12 protein-coding genes are annotated in these 16,980 nt (G+C 63.5%); 7 read left to right on the top strand and 5 right to left on the bottom strand.

Features of this window, described 5'->3' with window-relative positions; genetic code table 11:
- Window positions 1-160: 160 nt before the first annotated feature.
- Together ON00_RS13995 and ON00_RS13990 are read right to left on the bottom strand one after the other, a co-directional pair.
- Window positions 161-1,363 carry a tyrosine-type recombinase/integrase gene (locus tag ON00_RS13995; RefSeq protein ID WP_010406735.1) on the bottom strand — a complete coding sequence of 401 codons (1,203 nt, stop codon included), beginning with the start codon at window positions 1,361-1,363 and terminating at the stop codon, window positions 161-163.
- 441 nt (window positions 1,364-1,804) lie between these two features.
- Window positions 1,805-2,716, bottom strand: a complete 912-nt coding sequence (locus ON00_RS13990) for a LysR family transcriptional regulator (protein ID WP_010406733.1) — start codon at window positions 2,714-2,716, stop codon at window positions 1,805-1,807.
- Between the two features lie 107 nt (window positions 2,717-2,823).
- Here ON00_RS13990 and ON00_RS13985 point away from each other — a divergent pair, with 107 nt between their 5' ends.
- The 3 genes from ON00_RS13985 to ON00_RS13975 all read left to right on the top strand — a co-directional run bounded on the left by ON00_RS13985 (window position 2,824) and on the right by ON00_RS13975 (window position 5,954).
- Entirely contained in the window at window positions 2,824-4,188 is a 1,365-nt protein-coding gene (locus ON00_RS13985) for an alpha/beta fold hydrolase (RefSeq protein WP_010406730.1), read from the top strand.
- Window positions 4,070-5,062 (top strand): alpha/beta hydrolase, encoded by a 993-nt coding sequence (locus tag ON00_RS13980; RefSeq protein ID WP_245535636.1) that lies wholly within the window; start codon window positions 4,070-4,072, stop codon window positions 5,060-5,062. Before ON00_RS13985 ends, ON00_RS13980 begins: the two co-directional genes overlap by 119 nt.
- Before the next feature lie 112 nt (window positions 5,063-5,174).
- A complete protein-coding gene (locus tag ON00_RS13975; protein ID WP_010406727.1) occupies window positions 5,175-5,954 on the top strand; it encodes an SDR family NAD(P)-dependent oxidoreductase in 780 nt (259 codons plus the stop codon).
- A gap of 127 nt (window positions 5,955-6,081) precedes the next feature.
- On the opposite strand, the gene ON00_RS13970 is transcribed toward ON00_RS13975, so the two are convergent.
- Entirely contained in the window at window positions 6,082-7,326 is a 1,245-nt protein-coding gene (locus tag ON00_RS13970) for an MFS transporter (RefSeq protein ID WP_029622902.1), read from the bottom strand.
- Window positions 7,327-7,475: 149 nt separating this feature from the next.
- Between ON00_RS13970 and ON00_RS13965 the strand changes: the two genes are divergently transcribed.
- Window positions 7,476-9,641, top strand: a complete 2,166-nt coding sequence (locus ON00_RS13965; protein WP_010406725.1) for a glycoside hydrolase family 65 protein — start codon at window positions 7,476-7,478, stop codon at window positions 9,639-9,641.
- Window positions 9,638-10,306 carry a beta-phosphoglucomutase gene (gene pgmB, locus ON00_RS13960; protein WP_010406723.1) on the top strand — a complete coding sequence of 223 codons (669 nt, stop codon included), beginning with the start codon at window positions 9,638-9,640 and terminating at the stop codon, window positions 10,304-10,306. The genes ON00_RS13965 and pgmB overlap by 4 nt, the downstream gene beginning before the upstream one ends.
- On the opposite strand, the gene ON00_RS13955 is transcribed toward pgmB, so the two are convergent.
- Window positions 10,297-11,304 (bottom strand): LacI family DNA-binding transcriptional regulator, encoded by a 1,008-nt coding sequence (locus tag ON00_RS13955; RefSeq protein WP_245535578.1) that lies wholly within the window; start codon window positions 11,302-11,304, stop codon window positions 10,297-10,299. The genes pgmB and ON00_RS13955 overlap by 10 nt on opposite strands.
- Before the next feature lie 344 nt (window positions 11,305-11,648).
- Here ON00_RS13955 and ON00_RS13950 point away from each other — a divergent pair, with 344 nt between their 5' ends.
- Window positions 11,649-13,967 (top strand): TonB-dependent receptor, encoded by a 2,319-nt coding sequence (locus ON00_RS13950; RefSeq protein ID WP_010406721.1) that lies wholly within the window; start codon window positions 11,649-11,651, stop codon window positions 13,965-13,967.
- Window positions 13,968-14,033: 66 nt separating this feature from the next.
- On the opposite strand, the gene nikR is transcribed toward ON00_RS13950, so the two are convergent.
- Window positions 14,034-14,507: a nickel-responsive transcriptional regulator NikR gene (gene nikR, locus ON00_RS13945; protein ID WP_010406720.1), complete on the bottom strand. Its 474-nt coding sequence runs from the start codon at window positions 14,505-14,507 to the stop codon at window positions 14,034-14,036.
- Between the two features lie 184 nt (window positions 14,508-14,691).
- Between nikR and ON00_RS13940 the strand changes: the two genes are divergently transcribed.
- Window positions 14,692-16,830 carry a TonB-dependent receptor gene (locus tag ON00_RS13940; protein WP_010406716.1) on the top strand — a complete coding sequence of 713 codons (2,139 nt, stop codon included), beginning with the start codon at window positions 14,692-14,694 and terminating at the stop codon, window positions 16,828-16,830.
- Window positions 16,831-16,980 lie beyond the last annotated feature (150 nt).

Genomic DNA, 16,980 nt, shown 5'->3' with positions numbered 1-16,980 from the left:
ACAACCTGGCTTTGCGTGTAGCGCATTCCTCCCCCTTAGCTGGGATGGCTGCCCCGATCAACCGGGGGTGAACACCGTTTTCGGACACTCTTTGTTCTAATTTTGGAAGTTGGTTGCCTGTCATAGCTTCAGTATTTGGGCGACCGCCAAACCTGCAAATTCACGGAATGGAGCAATATGTCGCCCAATCGGCCATAAGCCGCCGCCGTTTATCGAACATATCACCCCGCCGATACGCGGCCTCAGCCTTGTTGGCGATGACGTGCGCTAAGGCCATTTCGCAAACCTCATGTGCATAGCCCGTGCATTCTGCCGCCCAATCCCGGAACGCCGATCGGAAGCCGTGTACGGTGGCGTCGCGCTCCATTCGACGGAGCAGCATCGTCATCGCCATTGTCGAAAGCGCACCGCCACCGTCCGCTGGGAAAAGCCATTCTTTGCCGAGCGGCTTTGTCGTTTCGAGAATTTCGATAGCGCGCGGTGACAGAGGAACGCGGTGCTCTTTACCCGCTTTCATGCGCGCAGCCGGGATCGTCCAAACTGCCTTGTCAAAATCGACTTCGCTCCATTTCGCGTGAAGCACCTCGCCCGTTCGTGCAGCGGTTATAATGGCAAATTCCAGCGCCGACGCCGCCATTGCGCTGCGCGCCCGAAGCGCGCTCACGAATGCCGGGACTGTGTCATAGGGCATCGCCTTATGATGGCCGCGCGTCAGTCGCGAGCGCGCCGGGAGAATTTGTGCGATGTGGCCGCGCCACCGCGCGGGATTTTCGCCGTTGCGGTATCCGCGCGCTTTTGCCGCGTCCAAAATGGTTTCGATGCGACCGCGAATACGACTGGCGGTTTCGGGCTTGGCTTTCCAGATCGGCTCTAGGATTTGGAGGATGTGCGGCGTGTCAATTTCCGCGACGGGTAATTCGCCAACCACCGGATAGGCGTAAGTGGCGAGTGTATTGCTCCATTGCTGCCGATGCTTTGCATTGCGCCAGCTTCCTTCATTGGCAGCGATGTGAGCGTCAGCAACGGCCCTAAACGTAATTCCGGCTATCTTTGCCGTCTGAGCCGCAGCAAGCGCCTCAGCGGCGTTCTGATCGCGTTCCGCAAGAGGATCGACGCCGGATTTGACCCTCAACCGCAGAGCGCTGGCCTTATCGCGCGCCGTCGCAAGTGATATCGCCTCTGGACCGGATGCAGCGCCTAACCCAACGTCGCGCGCCTTACCTTTCAGCATGAATCGATAGACCCACGATCGCGCGCCGGTTTCCTTTACGAGCAAATGCAGCCCGCCACCGTCCGCATGCCGTCCAGGCTTCGCGCTTTTCACCGCTAGCGATGTAAGCGCATTGCTGAGCTTTTTCGGCATGACCCACGATCCTTGTTCCCAAATCCGTTCCCCGATAATATGCTGGTTTTAGGGGAACAGCAACGGACGGTGTGGGACATTCGTGCTTAATGAAGTCAGCAGAAATCACGGCTTCTCTAGTAGTTAGCTTTCATTGTCGAACGTAGCGGGATGGTAGTTTGGCGGACTCCGTCTCCGCCAATCCATCATTTTCCAGCCTGCGCTGACGCCCGCCAAGGGCGCTTAAATTTCTGACAATGATCGGTATCTATTCGCTGACGTTGATCTGTCTCAGTGGCGATCCGGGTTCCGAGCCGGCCTGAAAATGCTGTGCCTTGGTCATGGAAAACCTGACCATGGATCAAGTCCGCGATCTTTCTGCAGCGGCCGATCTGCGCAAACTTGCCAGGGCGGGTACGATCCCTTGGAGGAGGGCAACAAACAGGGTCTCGCCCTGCAATCTCAGATTTGCTGGTCCGTGACCTCGCCATAATGCTCCGCCAGATAATCGACGAACAGCCGGATGCGTGCTGGGATGTTCGCGCCGCCCACGAAAACGGCGTGGAATACCTCCCGGTCGCCGGGATTAAACGGTTCCAGCAACGGCACCAGCCGCCCGTCCGCAAGCGCGCGGCCAATCCCGAAATTACCGACACGCGCGATGCCGACGCCATCCAGCGCCAGTTGCAGCAGCGTCTCGCCGCTATTGGCCTCAATCGAGCCGTCCACCGTCAGTGCCTTTGTTTCACCGTCCACGCGGAACGGCCAGGTCGGTTCGGCGCGGCGGAAATTGAAATTTAGGCAATTGTGCTGCGCGAGGTCCTGCGGCGCGCGCGGCGTTCCGCGTTCGGCGAGATATTCGGGCGAGGCAACGATGGTGCGACCGTTATCGCCCAGGCGGCGCGCCATCAGCACGCTGTCGGGCAGTGGCCCCGAACGCACCGCGACATCGGCCTGCCCCTGCGCGACATCGACCTTCTCGTCACTCAGGTTGATATCGACGACGATCAAGGGATGCGCCCGCGTAAAGGCCTTGAGCAACGGCACGATACACACCCGCCCATGCGACACGGCGGCGCTCACCCGGATCCGGCCCCGCGGCGCACCTTGGTTGGCGATCCCCTGCTCGACCTCGTCGAGATCGGCGAGGATGCGGCGCGCACCGCCAAGATAGGTCCTGCCCTCCGCCGTCAACGTGAGCGCGCGCGTCGTGCGCAACAGCAGCCGTGTCCCAAGCCGGGCCTCGATCCGGTCGATCGTGCGGCTGACGCCGGACGGCGTCAGCGCGAGTTGCCGCCCTGCGGCGGAGAAGCTGCCGGTCGCGGCAACGGCCGCAAATACCGACAAGTCACGCGCGCGATCAAAGCTGCCCATCTTTGCCTCGGCATCAAAGGTTCTTGCCTTCCGATCCAGCTAATCAAAGCGCGCTATTCTGTCTACTCTTTGCTTGGGCGCATCGAGCCCCCTTGAGGAGACAGACGATGACGACGCACTGCACCCCTCGCCGCCTCGCCTTTGCCGCGGCATCCCTGATCAGCCTCGCGAGCAGCACCGCGCTCGCGCAGAGCGGCCCGCATTTCCCCACAACCTTCCGCGAGCAGGACATCGCGACCAACGGCACCACCCTGCATGTCCGCATTGGTGGTTTGGGACCGGCGGTCGTGCTGCTGCACGGCTATGGCGACACCGGCGACATGTGGGTGCCGCTCGCCACCGATCTCGCCCGCGACCACACGGTGATCGTGCCCGACCTGCGCGGCATGGGCCTGTCCGCGCGGGCCGACACCGGGTTCGAAAAGGCGAACGAGGCAAATGACATCGTCGGCGTGATGGACGTGCTGGGCGCCGCGCGCGCCGATGTCGTGGCGCACGATATCGGCAACATGGTCGGTTATGCGCTTGCCGCGCGGCATCCCGACCGCGTGACAAAGCTCGTGCTCATGGATGCGCCGGTGCCCGGCATTGGCCCGTGGGAGGAAATCCTCAAGAACCCATTGCTGTGGCATTTCCGCTTCGGTGGCCCGGACATGGAGCGCCTCGTCGCAGGCCGCGAGCGGATTTATCTCGACCGCTTCTGGAACGACTTTTCCGCCAAGCCGGCACGCTTTTCCGAAGCCGCGCGTGCGCATTATGCCGCGCTGTATGCGGGGCCAGGGCGGATGCATGCGGGTTTCGCGCAATTTGCCGCATTCGACCAGGACGCGATCGACAACCGCGCCTGGATCGCGGCGCACGGCAAGCTGACCCTGCCTGTGCTCGCGATCGGCGGCGAAAAGTCGTTCGGGTCGACCATGGCGGTGGTCAGTCGCGCAGGTGCCGTCGATGTGCAGGAGCGCGTGATTGCCGATGCCGGGCACTGGCTGATGGAGGAACAGCCCGACGCAACCGTTCGGGCGATCCGCAGCTATCTCGACACGCCCGTCGTCACGACGCGCGTGCGGTTTGCGCCCACTGCGCTCTCGGGCGAGCAGACCGATCGCCTGCCGACTGCGGGAGCCGGTGCCGGCACGTCCGGCATGGCCGGTATCCGCACCGTGCTGCTCTCCGGCGATCCCGCCAAGCCAGGCCCTTACACGCTGGAGATCCGCGTGCCGGCGCACACCACAATCGCGCCGCACACGCACCGCGATGATCGCGTCGCGACCGTCGTCTCGGGAACATGGTATTTCGGCTACGGTACCGATGCATCGAACGCGCCGATCCGCGCGCTTGGGAGCGGCGGTTTCTATACCGAGCCCGGCAAAGTGCCGCACTTCGCCGCCACCCGCGACGAGTCGGCGGTCGTCCGCATCACCGGCACTGGTCCGAGCGACACCGTCTTCGTGGCCGAACCGGCACCGCGCTGATCCACCGCTGTTCAGGAGACAGAAAATGCCACAATTCTCTTCGAGCGCGATGCAGGACCATTGGGTCGACGGGGCTGCCGGACGCTTATTCGTCCGGCACTGGCCCGCGATCGGCACCGCCGCTGCGTCGTTCGTGATCTGCCACGGCTTCAACGCGCATAGCGGGCACTATGCGCGCGCCGCCGAGGTGTTCGCGCAGCGCGGGTTCGCCGTCACCGCGCCTGACCTGCGCGGCCGCGGCCATTCCGAGGGCGAGCGCTTTTATGTCGACTCGTTCGACGACTATGTGTCCGACCTCTCGCACGCGATCGACTTTGCCCGCGCACAGGCACCCGATCTGCCGGTGTACCTCCTCGGACACAGCGCCGGCGGGGTGATCGCGCTGAGCTACGTGCTCGGCCATCAGGATCGCATCGCGGGATTGATCTGCGAGAGCTTTGCGTACCGCGTGTTCGCGCCGGATTTCGCGTTGACGCTGCTGCGGGGCGCCAGCCACGTCGTACCGCACGCGCACGTCCTGCGTTTAAAAATCGCGGACTTTTCGCGCGATCCTGCATGGATCGAACAGCTTGAGCACGATCCGCTGGTGCGCGACGAGGTGCAGCCGGTGCAGACTGTCGCGGCACTGGCACGCGCGGCGGATCGGTTGCGCGCAACCTTCGACCGCGTCGCCCTTCCCGTCCTCATCCTGCACGGGGACGCGGACAAGGCAGCAGACGTCGAAGGCAGTCGGGAATTCTTCGATGCGGCCAGCGCAAGCGACAAGACGCTCAAGCTGTATGAGGGACACTATCACGATCTGCTCAACGATCTCGACCGGGACCGTGTGACGAACGATATCGGCAACTGGATTGCGCAACGCGCGTCCGGCTGAGCACGAATGGCAGCATCAAGATCCACCGCCGCCGCGCCGTCTCGCTTGCGATCCTGACACCCGCCTGACGGCACTGCGGCCTCCCTGTTTTATCCCATCAAAGGAAAAACCCATGAACATCGATCTGCACGGCAAGACCGCTCTCGTCACCGGCTCGACCGAGGGCATCGGCTTCGGCATCGCGCAGGGGCTGGCACGCTCTGGTGCTGAAGTGGTCATCAACGGCCGCAGCCAAACCAAGGTCGATGCCGCTGTCGCGCGGATCGGCGGCAACGCGCGCGGCATAGCGGCCGATCTCGGGACGATCGAGGGCCACGATCGTCTCGTCGCTGCCTTGCCGAAGGCGGACATCGTCGTCAGCAATCTCGGCATCTTTCAGCCGTCCGATTTCTTCGACACCGATGACGCGACCTGGGACCGGCATTGGCAGGTCAATGTGATGGCGGGCGTGCGGCTTGCCCGGGCCTATTTGCCGGGAATGGCGGCAGACGGATGGGGCCGGTTCCTCTTTCTGGCGTCGGAATCGGCGTTCAACATCCCGGTCGAGATGATCCATTATGGTGTCAGCAAGACCGCAGACGTTGCGCTTGCTCGCGGCCTCGCAAAGCGGATGGCGGGGACCGGGGTGACCGTGAACTCGGTTCTTCCCGGTCCGACCCTGTCCGAAGGGGTCGAGGCGATGCTGGAGGCGGAACGTGCCAAGTCGGGCAAGCCGATCGAGGATGTCGCCGCCGCTTTTGTCCAGCAACACCGCTCTACCTCGATCATCCAGCGCGCCGCATCGGTCGAAGAAGTCGCGAATATGGTCGTGTATCTCGCGTCGCCGCTGGCGTCGGCGACGACGGGCGCGGCTTTGCGCGTCGATGGCGGGGTTATCGATACGCTGATGTGAGCCGATCGGCCGATTCCCTGGGCACCCCCTGGGGGATCGGCCATGTCGGTGATAAACGGGTTCTGCCGGAAAAGATCAGGAATCCGCTAGCCCCACGGTCTGCACGATCCCGCACAATGTCTGTTCATCACTGGATGGGTGATGGCTGCCGTGCCAGCCGCTGAATCAGCGTCGCCGCGCCAACCAGCAGCATGATCGGCACCAAGAGGACGTAAAATCCGATCGTTCCGTTGAACGCCGCCAGCAGATGCCCGACGATGAACGACCCGGTCGTGCCGCCCAGCGCGGAAAAGACGACGATCAGGCCGACCATCGCCGGTTGTTCCCGCTGCGGCATCGACGACAGGATCGCGGAGTTCAGCGCCGGGTAGATCGGTGCCATCAACAGGCCGATCATCGGCAACAGGTACGCCGCGATTGGCGCGGACGCCCATCCCGTCACTCGCCCATGCTGCCCAGCGGCGAGCGGCAGCACGGCCAGCATCAACAGCGCCATCCCGGCGAGGCAGCCGCAGACCAAGGGAAACCAGCCCGTTCGCCGCACAACGACGCCGGCTCCAAGCCGCCCAAGCGCCAGGCAGACCGCGAAGATCGAGGCCGCCTGCACGCTCATTTGCGCCGACAGGCCGAGCAATTCACGATTGAACGTCGGCAGCCACGATCCGATGCCCTGCTCGACCAGCACATAGCAGAAGATCGCGGCGATGAAGCTCAGCGTCAGCGGCCGCCAGGCGAGCGCGACCATTTCGGCGAATTTCTGGCGCGCGCCCTGGGGCGCGGCACCCGCCGGTTCGACCGCTGCGCCTTCGTCAAACGGGGTTAAGGCCAACAGCACCAGCGCAACCCCACTCACCGCCGCGAGCCCGTAATAGACATTCAGCCACTGCGGGTCGGCCGGGTTGGTGGGGTTTATGAAAGCGGCAAAGATCCAATATCCGCTCAGCACGCCGAGCATGAACACGCCCTCGATCACATTGAGCAGCGAGGCGTGCTGGGTACTGTCCTTGGTGAGCAGGCCAACGAAGCTATACACCGAAACCTTGGCGACCCCGAAGCCGACCCCGACCGCGAGGAACATCAGCCGGGTCGTCCAGAAGCCCGGGGCCAGCGGCATGGCGAGACACGCGATCGCCACGATGCCAAGCGCGACGACCATTGCGCGACGCAAGCCAAAGCGCGGAAGCTGTGCCGCGAGCAAAAAGCTGGTCGCCGCGATCGACAGATCCTTGAATCCCTCGAGCGAACTCGCCGCGCCTTTGGTGATGTGGAAGGATTCGATCGATTGCAGGATGACGGTGCCGACGCTGTTCAGCAGTACGGCAAAAACCGCATAGGTCAGGGCAAGCCCGACGATCAATCGTGTTCGGTTCATGGTCCTCCCCTGCCGGATCGCCTATCCGGCTTATTGTCTTGACCACCTCCTATTATGAAATGCATATCATTGGCAAATCGGGCGCACATGCGCCGTGTCAGGAGAGAGTTTGCGTGGGGCGGTCATTACCGGAAGCGTCGTTTACTGCCATGCGTTTTGCGCGCGATGGCTGGTGCCTGGCTGCCGAAGGGCAGACCCTGCAGCTGCACCATGTTCCCGCGCTGTTTTCGATCGGCAACGGCTTTATCGGAACGCGCGGCCCGGGAGACGGGGCGGATGCGCCCCGGGTCTATCTGAACGGCGTTTATGAGCGCATGCCGATCGCCTATCATGAGGCGGCACATGGCTATGCGCGCGAAACCGATCTGCGGCTCGCGGTGGCGGATGCGACCCGGCCAGCCATCCTGGTCGAGGGACAGCACGCCGAGGCGGCGAGCAGTGTCACGCTTGATCTCACGCGCTGCGTCCGCGCCGAAACGGTGCGGGCCGGGGGTATCGACGTAACGATCGAACAATTCGTGTCGATGGCGCAAACCGCACTCGTCCTCACCCGCGTCCGGTTTCCCGAGGGCAAAGACGTGGTGGTGACACCGTTGGTAACGCCGCCGCCCGGCAGCGAAGCGCCCGCCATTGCCGAACCGCAAAGCGACGCGATTTACGATCCGCGCATCGCGCCCACGCTCGCTGACAGCCCGTGGCGCAAGCTCGATCTCCGCGCCGGCCCCGGCATCGCGGCGCGCGCCGACCGCCTGCACCGCAGCGGCTTCGTCGTGGCGAGCGCGATGCAGGAAATCGGACGCCGTAGCGTCGGCAGCGTGGTCGAAGTCGATTTCGTATCGGGCTATCGCGCCGCGCGCGACGAACCCGTGCTGGAACCGCTGCTTGCCACGCTCACCGCCGCGCAGGCACAGGGCTATGACGCGATGCTGGCGGAACAGACCGCATGGTTCGCCGACTTCTGGTCGAGCAGCACTATCAACGTTCCCGGCCAGCCCGCAACCGAACTGGCGATCCGCTATGCGCTTGCGGAATTGACGATGGCGGTCGGGCGCGATGGCAAGACCTCGATCGGGGCGAAGGGGCAGACCGGCGAAGGTTATGAAGGCCATGTCTTCTGGGATGCCGATCTTTACGTGCTGCCGGTATTTGCCTTCACGCATCCGGCAATCGCCCGGGCGATGCTCGCATGGCGGATTTCGGGTCTGGATGCCGCCCGCGACAATGCCCGTGCGATGGGCCAGACCGAGGGTGCGCTCTATCCTTGGCGGACGATCGGCGGGCACGAATGCTCCTCCTATTTCCCCGCCGGGCCTGCGCAATATCACATCAACGCCGACATCGCCTACGCGCTGGAAACCTATCTGGCAGCGACCGGCGACCGCACCATTCTCGATCAGGGCGGGGCGGCGATGCTCGTGGAAACCGCGCGGATCTGGCTGGCGATCGGATACCATGACAGCGATCGCGACGACGCCTTCGTCATCAACCGCGTGACCGGCCCCGACGAATATTCGGCGATCGTCGACAACAACCTCTATACCAACATGATGGCCGCACGGCATTTGCGCTTCGCCGCGCGCGAAGGGCTGGCGCTTTCGCTGATTGACGCCGCCGAAGCCGCGCGGATGGTGCGCGCGGCCGACGCGATGTTCCTGCCGTTTGACGATGCGCGGCAGGTCTATGCGCAGGACGATGGCTATTTTGCGCTCGATCCGTGGCCGTTCGCCGACACCCCGCCGGAGAAATATCCGCTGCTGCTGCACTTCCACCCGCTCGCCATTTATCGGCGGCGGGTATCGAAGCAGGCGGACGCCGTGCTGGCCGTGGCGCTGCTGCCAGACGCCTTCAGCGACACCATGCGGCAGCGGATGGTGGAGACCTATGAGGCGACGACGACCCACGATTCGACGTTGTCCGCCAGCGCCTTCGCCACCGCAGCGGCGCGGGCCGGTGATGGTGCGCGCGCCGCGCATTATTGGCGCGTCGCCGCGCTGACCGATTTGTCCGATCTGTTCGGCAATACCGATCATGGGCTGCATATGGCCGCCCTGGCGGGAAGCTGGACGACGCTGGCGATGGGCTTTGCCGGGATGCGGGTCGAGGGCGACACGCTCTGTTTCAATCCGGTCGAGATCCCCGGCCTGCCCGAATACCGCTTTTCGATCACCTATCGCGGCGCGCCAGTCGAGGTGACGGTCTCCGGTGCCACCGCGCGCGTATCGGTACGGGGCGACCACGCCGTGCAGATCCGCATCGCGGGCATCGATGTGGCGGCATCCCCGGAAATTCAGAGCGCGCGAGCGACCGTATCATGACCTTCCGCGCCGCACTTTTCGATCTGGATGGCGTGCTGGTCGACAGCGCGCGCCTGCATTTCGTCGCCTGGAAACGGATTGCCGATGAGCTCGGCATTCCCTTCGACGCGGACGATAATGAAGCGCTGAAGGGCGTCGATCGCATGGGCTCGCTCGAGCACATCCTGCGGCTTGGGGGCCGCACGCTCGACCTGTCCGCGAAAGAGCACCTCGCCGCCCGCAAGAACGGCTTCTACCTCGATGCGCTGACGACGATGAGCGATGCCGACGTGCTGCCCGGCGCGGCGGCATTGCTGGCGCAGGCGCGCGACCGGGGGCTGCTGCTGGGGGTCGCCTCCGCCAGCCGGAATGCCATGGTCGTGCTCGAACGGGCCGGGCTCTCCAATGCCGTCGATTTCGTCGCCGATGCGGCAAAGGTCGCGCACTCGAAACCGGCACCGGACATCTTTCTAGCCTGCGTGACGGCGCTGGGCGTGGCATCCGACGAGTGTGTCGGGTTTGAGGACGCCGCCGCCGGCGTGGACGCGATCAAGGCCGCCAACATGGTGGCGATCGGCATTGGCGACAGCCAGGTTTTGGCCAAAGCCGACTTGATCTTTGCGGCAACCGCCGAGGTCGACCTCGACCGCGTTTTGCGGCTGTCCCCGGCCCGGCCTCAGGTCTGACGGACGATCAGGCGGGTCGGCAACAGGCTCGATTTGGGCTTGCCGCCTTCCAGAATCTGCATCAGCTTTTCGACCAGAATCGCGCCCGCCAAGTGCGTTTCCTGCTCGATTGTGGTCAGCGCGGGCGTGAAATCGGCGGCGGGCGGAATGTTGTTGTAGCCGCACAACGCGTAATCGGTCGGCGCTTCGAGCCCGAATTCGCGGAATGCGGCAACGATCGCGATTGCCGCGGTGTCCGAAAAGGCGAAAACGGCGTCGGGCGGCGGATTTTTCTGCAGCCACGCCACCATGCTTTGATAGGTGGAAGCATAAGCCATCTGCTCGACATCGAGATGCGCCACATGGACATCGCCATGCGTGGCGGCAACCTCGCACAGGCCGTCATAGCGCATGCGGATTTCGGAATGGGCGATATTGCCGACATATAACCAGCGCTTGGCCTGACGCTTGACGAACAGCTCTCCGGCAAGCTGACCACCAAGCCGATTGTCGCTCCCGACCGAGCAATAGGGTTCCTTGGGATCCACCCCGCCCCACACGACAAACGCCGCACCGGCGCGCGCGAGATCGCGCAGCATCGGTTCGCGCACGCCCTGACCCAGGAAAATGAAGCCATCGGCCACGCGCGAGCTGATCAGGTCGAGATGGCTCTGTACGTCGGTCAGGCTGGGCGGCGACAATAACAGGTCCTGGTTGCGCACCGACAATGCCTCGGACACGCCCGCCAGCAATTCAAAGATGAACGGGTCGGCAATCCGGCCTGCGCGATGCGACCCGAAATCGAGCACCACCGCGACGGTGTCATTACGCGCCTGCCGCAGCTTCTGCGCGTTGCGATTGATCGCATAGCCATGTTCGCGCGCCACGCGCAGGACGCGCTCGCGGGTTTCCTCATTGACCAGCGGGCTGTTGTTGAGGACGCGCGACACCGTTGGCTTTGACACGTTCGCAAGCAGGGCAATGTCCCCCATGTTCAAATCCATGGCGCGTCGACGCAAGACAGGGCTCCTCATTTCCTGGGCAGGCAGGCCATTGTTGAAACGGATACCGATAAACGGCGAAAACTGCCCACCCCGCCTGAACGCGGTGAAATAGGCATGGACTCGGCGGCGATGCAACACGTGGTTCTCGCGATGCGCGCAGGCGGCCAGCTACGCGATATCCGATCCAGCGCAGAGTCGCGCGCCACCGGTACGCCTATTCCGGCTTATTTTATTGATTTTATGATATTTTCTACCCTTTTACAGCAACTGTAACAAATCATTGAAATGCAATTCATAGACGTGTATCCCTCCTGTCATAGCCGGTTCCCGAGCAGGAATGCGGCGTGAGGGAGAGGAAGATGAAAATTTCGCGCAATCGCTCATTGGTCGCCGTGTCGGGGTTCGCCCTAGCGATCGCACTCGCCAGCCCCGCTGCCGCCCAGGACGCCCCCGCCCCTTCGCCGCCCGCACAGCCAGCGGCCACCGCGCCGGCTGACCCAGCCGACCAAGCGGACATTGTCGTCACCGGGCGCCCCGCAGGCAGCGGGATCAACAAGCTCGAGGCCGGCTACTCGATCACCACCCTTTCCGCCGACGACCTGAAGCTGCAGGCCCCGAAGAGTTCGGGCGACGCGCTCAAATCGATTCCCGGCGTCTGGGTGGAAAGCTCGGGCGGCGTCGGCACCTCCAACATCTTCGTGCGCGGCATTCCCAGCACCGGCGACGCACCGTTCGTTACGTTGCAGTTCAACGGGATCCCGGTCTACGGCGTCAGCAGCCTATCCTTCATGGATCAGACGGGCCTGGTCCGGATCGACGAAACCGTCGCCGGGATCGAGGGCGTGAATGGCGGCCCGCAATCGCTTTATTCGGACGGCCAGGCCGGTCTCACCACCAATTTGCGCCTGCGTGAAGGCGGCGAGCGCACGCACGGCAGCATCGGCGCGTCGATCACCGATTACAGCGCATGGCGGACCGACGGCTATCTCAGCGGAAAGCTTGCCGACGACCTCTATTACATGGTCGGCGGCTATATTTCGCGCGGGGACAGCGTGCGGCGCGCTGGCTTCGACACCGAAAAGGGCCAGCAATTCACCGCGAACATCACCAAGAAATTTACCGGCGGCAAATTCAATATCTTCGCACGCTACACCGACGATCACGGTGAATGGTTCCTGCCCTTTGCAGCCAACGTGCCGGGCCTCGACCTGGGCCGCTACAACCAGCTCAACCAATATACCCGTTATGCGACGATCATTTCGCCCGGCGCAGCGGGGAGCGGCGCGACCGAGCGAGTCGATCTCGCCCAGGGGCGCGGCTGGAAGGGCGTCGTGACCGGGGCCAGCCTCGATTATGATTTCGGCGGCGGTTTTTCGGTCACCGACCGGTTCGGCTTTACCAGCGGTACGCTGCGCACCGCTGGCCTGGTTCCGGCCGGAGCAGGCGCGATCACGGTTGCAACTGCGCTGGCCACTGCGGGCACGCCCGGCCAGACCACGGTGCGCACGCTCAACACCGGGCAGACGCTCGCTGCAACCGACTATGTGCAGCAATTCGGCTCCTGGCTGGTCGAAAAGAAGCTGCAGAACGTTTCGAATGAAGCCGTGCTGAACTTCAAGCGCGGTGCCAACACGCTCAACCTCGGTTATTATTTCTCGCACTTCACGTCGAATGACGCTTGGAGTCTGGGCGGCAATCGCTGGGCGCAGGTTGGCGGGTCGGGCGATCTGGTCAATCTCAATAACGGAACCCTGTCCGCCTTCGACATTTCCGACCGCGGCCGCGCCGATGTGAACGCGGTCTATCTGTCGGATTCCTTCAACATCACCGAAGCGCTGCGCATCGACGCAGGGGTGCGCCACCAGTGGACCGATATCGATTTCACCATCACCGGCAATGGCCTTCCCAATGCGGCGAAGATCCACCGCGAAGCCACGCCGTGGACCGTCGGCGTCAACTACCGCGCGCTGCGCAATCTGGACGTCTACGCCCGGATATCGCAGGGCTATCACTCGCCGTCGTTCGACGATGTGCGGTCACAGCTCGGCAATACCGGGCCGCGGCTCGACCTGAACTGGAGCGTGCGCTCCTATGAAGGCGGCGTGAAATATCGCGGCGGCGGATTCGAGGCGGCACTGACCGGGTTTTATGACGAGGTCGTCGGCGCGGTGTACAATGACGTGGGCGTGCCCCCGCAAATTGCAGGATCGAAGACCAAGGGCATCGAGCTCGACGCGTCCTACCATCATGCGAGCGGCCTCGGGTTCACCGGCAACGCCGTGCTCGAAGATGCGAAGACCGACACGCCGGGCATCCCGACTATCGACGGGAAGAATGCGCAACGGATTCCGTCCTATCAGGTCCGGGTGACGCCGACCTATACCACCCGCATCGCCGACGACAGCGACGTAACGCTCTATGGCACCTATGAAGCGATCGGGAAGCGCTACAGCGATCTCGCCAACACCCAGCTGTTGCCCGCTTATGCGACGGTGAGCGCGGGGCTTCGCGCCAAGATCAAGGGCTACACCTTGCAGGTCGCTGGCGACAATCTGACCAACTCCCATGGCCTGACCGAGGGCAACCCGCGCTTCCTCGCCGGCCCCGGGGCCGCGCTGCCCGACGTGCGCCCGATTTTCGGGCGGTCGTACCGGGTCACGGTAAGCTACGCCTTCTGACGAAGACGGCCGAGCGGCGCGCCGACCATCGGCGCGCCGCTCATTTTATACGCGCGGCCGCTCGGCTCAGCCGTGCAGTGGCGACAAATGGCTTTTGCTGGCGTGGTGGTGCGCACCTTCGGTGTGGTGATCGCCATTGGGTTCGACCGCCACCACATTGACCGAGCCAAAGCGCACGCCCCGTTCCGCGCGGATCAAATCCGCCAGCGCCCGCACGGCAAGCGTCGGCCCTTTCAAAATAACCGTCTCGAACAAGCTGGTATGATCCAGAATGATCTGCGTTGATGAGACGATGAGATCATGATGCTGATGCTTGATGTCGAGCAACCGTTGCGCGAGCAAGCGCGTGCTGTGGCTGTAGACATAGGCAAGGTTCGCGACGCACTCCCCCTCCGTCGTCGAGTTGCGATGATGCGTCTCCACGGCCTCACGCACCAGATCGCGAACCGCCTCCGATCGCGTTTGGTACCCCTGCTCCTTGAGCATCGCATCGAACAGCGGCGCAATCCTGAGATCTAGCGAAACGGTCACGCGTTGCATCGTTGGGGACGGCTCCTGTTCTCCTGCTGACCGCACATATCGCAGTGGGAGACCGGGCGATATTTTTATCCAGTGCCGATCCACCAAATTTCTTTGCGCGCGGAGGCACCCAAATCGACGGCCCGAAACGTACCCTTTCACGTGTGAACTTTTTGAAAAAACTGCATACGAAAGGGAAACGCCCGTGCCACACAAGACCCCGTCCGCAAGCGCGATCAAAGCCGCGCGGCACCGTGGCCCCGGGCGATCGCGACACTGGCGTGCGCTGCTGTGCGGGGCCGCCACCTTGCTGATCGCGCAATCGCTCGCCGCCAACCTCGCCGCTGCGCAAGAGATGCCGCAAGCCCCGGATTTTCCTGCGCCGACCGACGCGCAGCATCCGGACGACATCATCGTCTACGGTCGCGCCATCGCCCAGATCGGCATTGCCACGTCGGGATCGCAGGGCGTTGTCGGCTATAAGGATTTCGCGGATAAACCGCTCTCGCGCGTCGGCGAGTTGGTCGAGAATGTGCCGGGCGTGATCGCGACCCAGCATTCGGGCACGGGCAAGGCCAATCAATATTTCCTGCGCGGCTTTAACCTCGATCACGGTACCGATTTCGCGGGCTTCGTCGATGGCGTGCCGATCAACATGCGCACGCATGGGCACGGCCAGGGCTATCTCGATCTCAATTTCCTCATTCCTGAGCTGGTCGAACGGATCGATTATCGCAAAGGCCCCTATTTTGCCGATGTCGGGGATTTTTCGGCCGCAGGCACCGTCAAATTCACCACCGCCGACCACCTCGCTCAGCCGATCGCGCAAGTCACCGCAGGGAGTTTCGGCTATTATCGGGCGTTGGCGGCGGGCAGCACCGGGGTGGCGGGCGGCGATCTGCTGCTCGGGCTTGATGGCACGGTGTCCGATGGGCCGTGGGTGCTGAACGAACGGCTGCGCAAGGTGAACGCGCTTGCCAAATATACGCGCGACGGGTTGAGCCTTGGCTTGACCGCCTATCACGCGACCTGGAACTCCACCGACCAGGTGCCGCTCCGCGCGATCGACAGCGGCTTGATCAGCCGCTTTGGCAATATCGACCCCTTTCTTGGCGGCGAGACGACGCGGATCGGGCTGACCGGCAACGGTCATTTCGGCGAAACCGAGGTCTCACTCTTCGGCCTCTATTACCGCTTCCGCCTGACCTCCAATTTCACCTATTTCCTCGATGATCCGGTCAATGGCGACGAGTTTCAGCAGCGCGACCAGCGCGGCGTTTTCGGCGGTTCGATCCGCCACACCATGCCGACCACCATCGCCGGCCTGCCCGTGACGTTCGTGATCGGTGGCGACACGCGCTACGATCATATCGGCAAGATCGGCCTGTATCACACCGTCAAGGGCGTCCCGATCGGCACCGTCCGCCAGGACCAGGTAGAGGAATATAGCGGTGCGCTGTATGGCGAGGCGACCGCCGCGCTGACTCCGCGTCTGCGCCTCGTCCTCGGTTTACGCGGCGACCTTTACGGTTATGATGTGCACGCGCAAACGCAGGCCGCCAATTCCGGGCGCGGAACCGATACCATCCTGGGCCCCAAGGCCGCGCTGGCCTGGCGCGCGACCGACCATCTCGAACTTTACGCCAATTATGGCGAGAGCTTTCACTCCAACGACGTACGCGGTGCCGCGATCACGGTCGACCCGAAGAGCGGCGCACCCGCCGACCGCCTGCCAGTGCTGGTCAAGGCGCGCGGCGGGGAACTCGGTGCGCGGGTGGAATATCAGCGCTTCACCGCATCGATCGTCGGCTATTATCTGACGCTGGGCTCTGAACTGGTGTTTTCCGGCGATGACGGGACAACCGAACCCAATGACGCGACCCGTCGCTACGGCACCGAGGCCACATTGTTCTGGCGGCCGACATCGTGGCTCGCGCTCGACGGATCGGCGGCGTTCACGCACGCACGCTTCCACACTGTCGCAGCCGGGCAGGACCACATCCCCAATTCGGTCAGCAATGTCCTTGCCGGTGGCGCGGCGGTCGATTTCGGGCACGGAATCACCGGATCGGTGCGGCTGCGCCACTTTGGCAGCGCGCCGCTGATCGAAGACGGCAGCGCACGATCGCAGCCGACCACGCTGGTCAATTTCGGCGGCTATTACACGCTGGGTCGGTTGAAACTTGGCGTCGATGTCCTGAATGTGTTCGACGCGAAGGACGCCGACATCACCTATTTCTACACCTCGCGCCTGCAGGGCGAACCAAGCGGTGGCGTCGACGATTATCACCTGCATCCGGTCGAACCGCGCCAGGTGCGCGTCAGCCTGCGCTATGGCTTTTAGCTTCCCCGTTCGCCCTGAGCCTATCGAAGGGGCCGACCCCGCATGAGATTGCCAGGAGGGATGCGAAGAGAAACAAAACGGCCGCTGCGGTAACACCGCAACGGCCGTTTCGCCCTGAACAATCGGGCCGGGTCACAAAGGCCCGGCCCA

Origin of the sequence: Sphingomonas echinoides ATCC 14820 (genome assembly GCF_000241465.1) — a bacterium.
GTDB lineage: Bacteria > Pseudomonadota > Alphaproteobacteria > Sphingomonadales > Sphingomonadaceae > Sphingomonas > Sphingomonas echinoides.
The sequence above is the reverse complement of the archived record's forward strand: the minus strand, read 5'-3'. Positions and strand labels throughout refer to the sequence as shown.

Excerpts from the sequence above, each read along its gene's own strand:
- ON00_RS13995 (WP_010406735.1), bottom strand. The coding sequence starts at position 1,363 with ATGCCGAAAAAGCTCAGCAATGCGCTTACATCGCTAGCGGTGAAAAGC.
- ON00_RS13975 (WP_010406727.1), top strand. The coding sequence starts at position 5,175 with ATGAACATCGATCTGCACGGCAAGACCGCTCTCGTCACCGGCTCGACC.
- ON00_RS13985 (WP_010406730.1), top strand. The coding sequence starts at position 2,824 with ATGACGACGCACTGCACCCCTCGCCGCCTCGCCTTTGCCGCGGCATCC.
- nikR (WP_010406720.1), bottom strand. The coding sequence starts at position 14,507 with ATGCAACGCGTGACCGTTTCGCTAGATCTCAGGATTGCGCCGCTGTTC.
- ON00_RS13965 (WP_010406725.1), top strand. The coding sequence starts at position 7,476 with ATGCGTTTTGCGCGCGATGGCTGGTGCCTGGCTGCCGAAGGGCAGACC.
- pgmB (WP_010406723.1), top strand. The coding sequence starts at position 9,638 with ATGACCTTCCGCGCCGCACTTTTCGATCTGGATGGCGTGCTGGTCGAC.
- ON00_RS13990 (WP_010406733.1), bottom strand. The coding sequence starts at position 2,716 with ATGGGCAGCTTTGATCGCGCGCGTGACTTGTCGGTATTTGCGGCCGTT.
- ON00_RS13950 (WP_010406721.1), top strand. The coding sequence starts at position 11,649 with ATGAAAATTTCGCGCAATCGCTCATTGGTCGCCGTGTCGGGGTTCGCC.
- ON00_RS13970 (WP_029622902.1), bottom strand. The coding sequence starts at position 7,326 with ATGAACCGAACACGATTGATCGTCGGGCTTGCCCTGACCTATGCGGTT.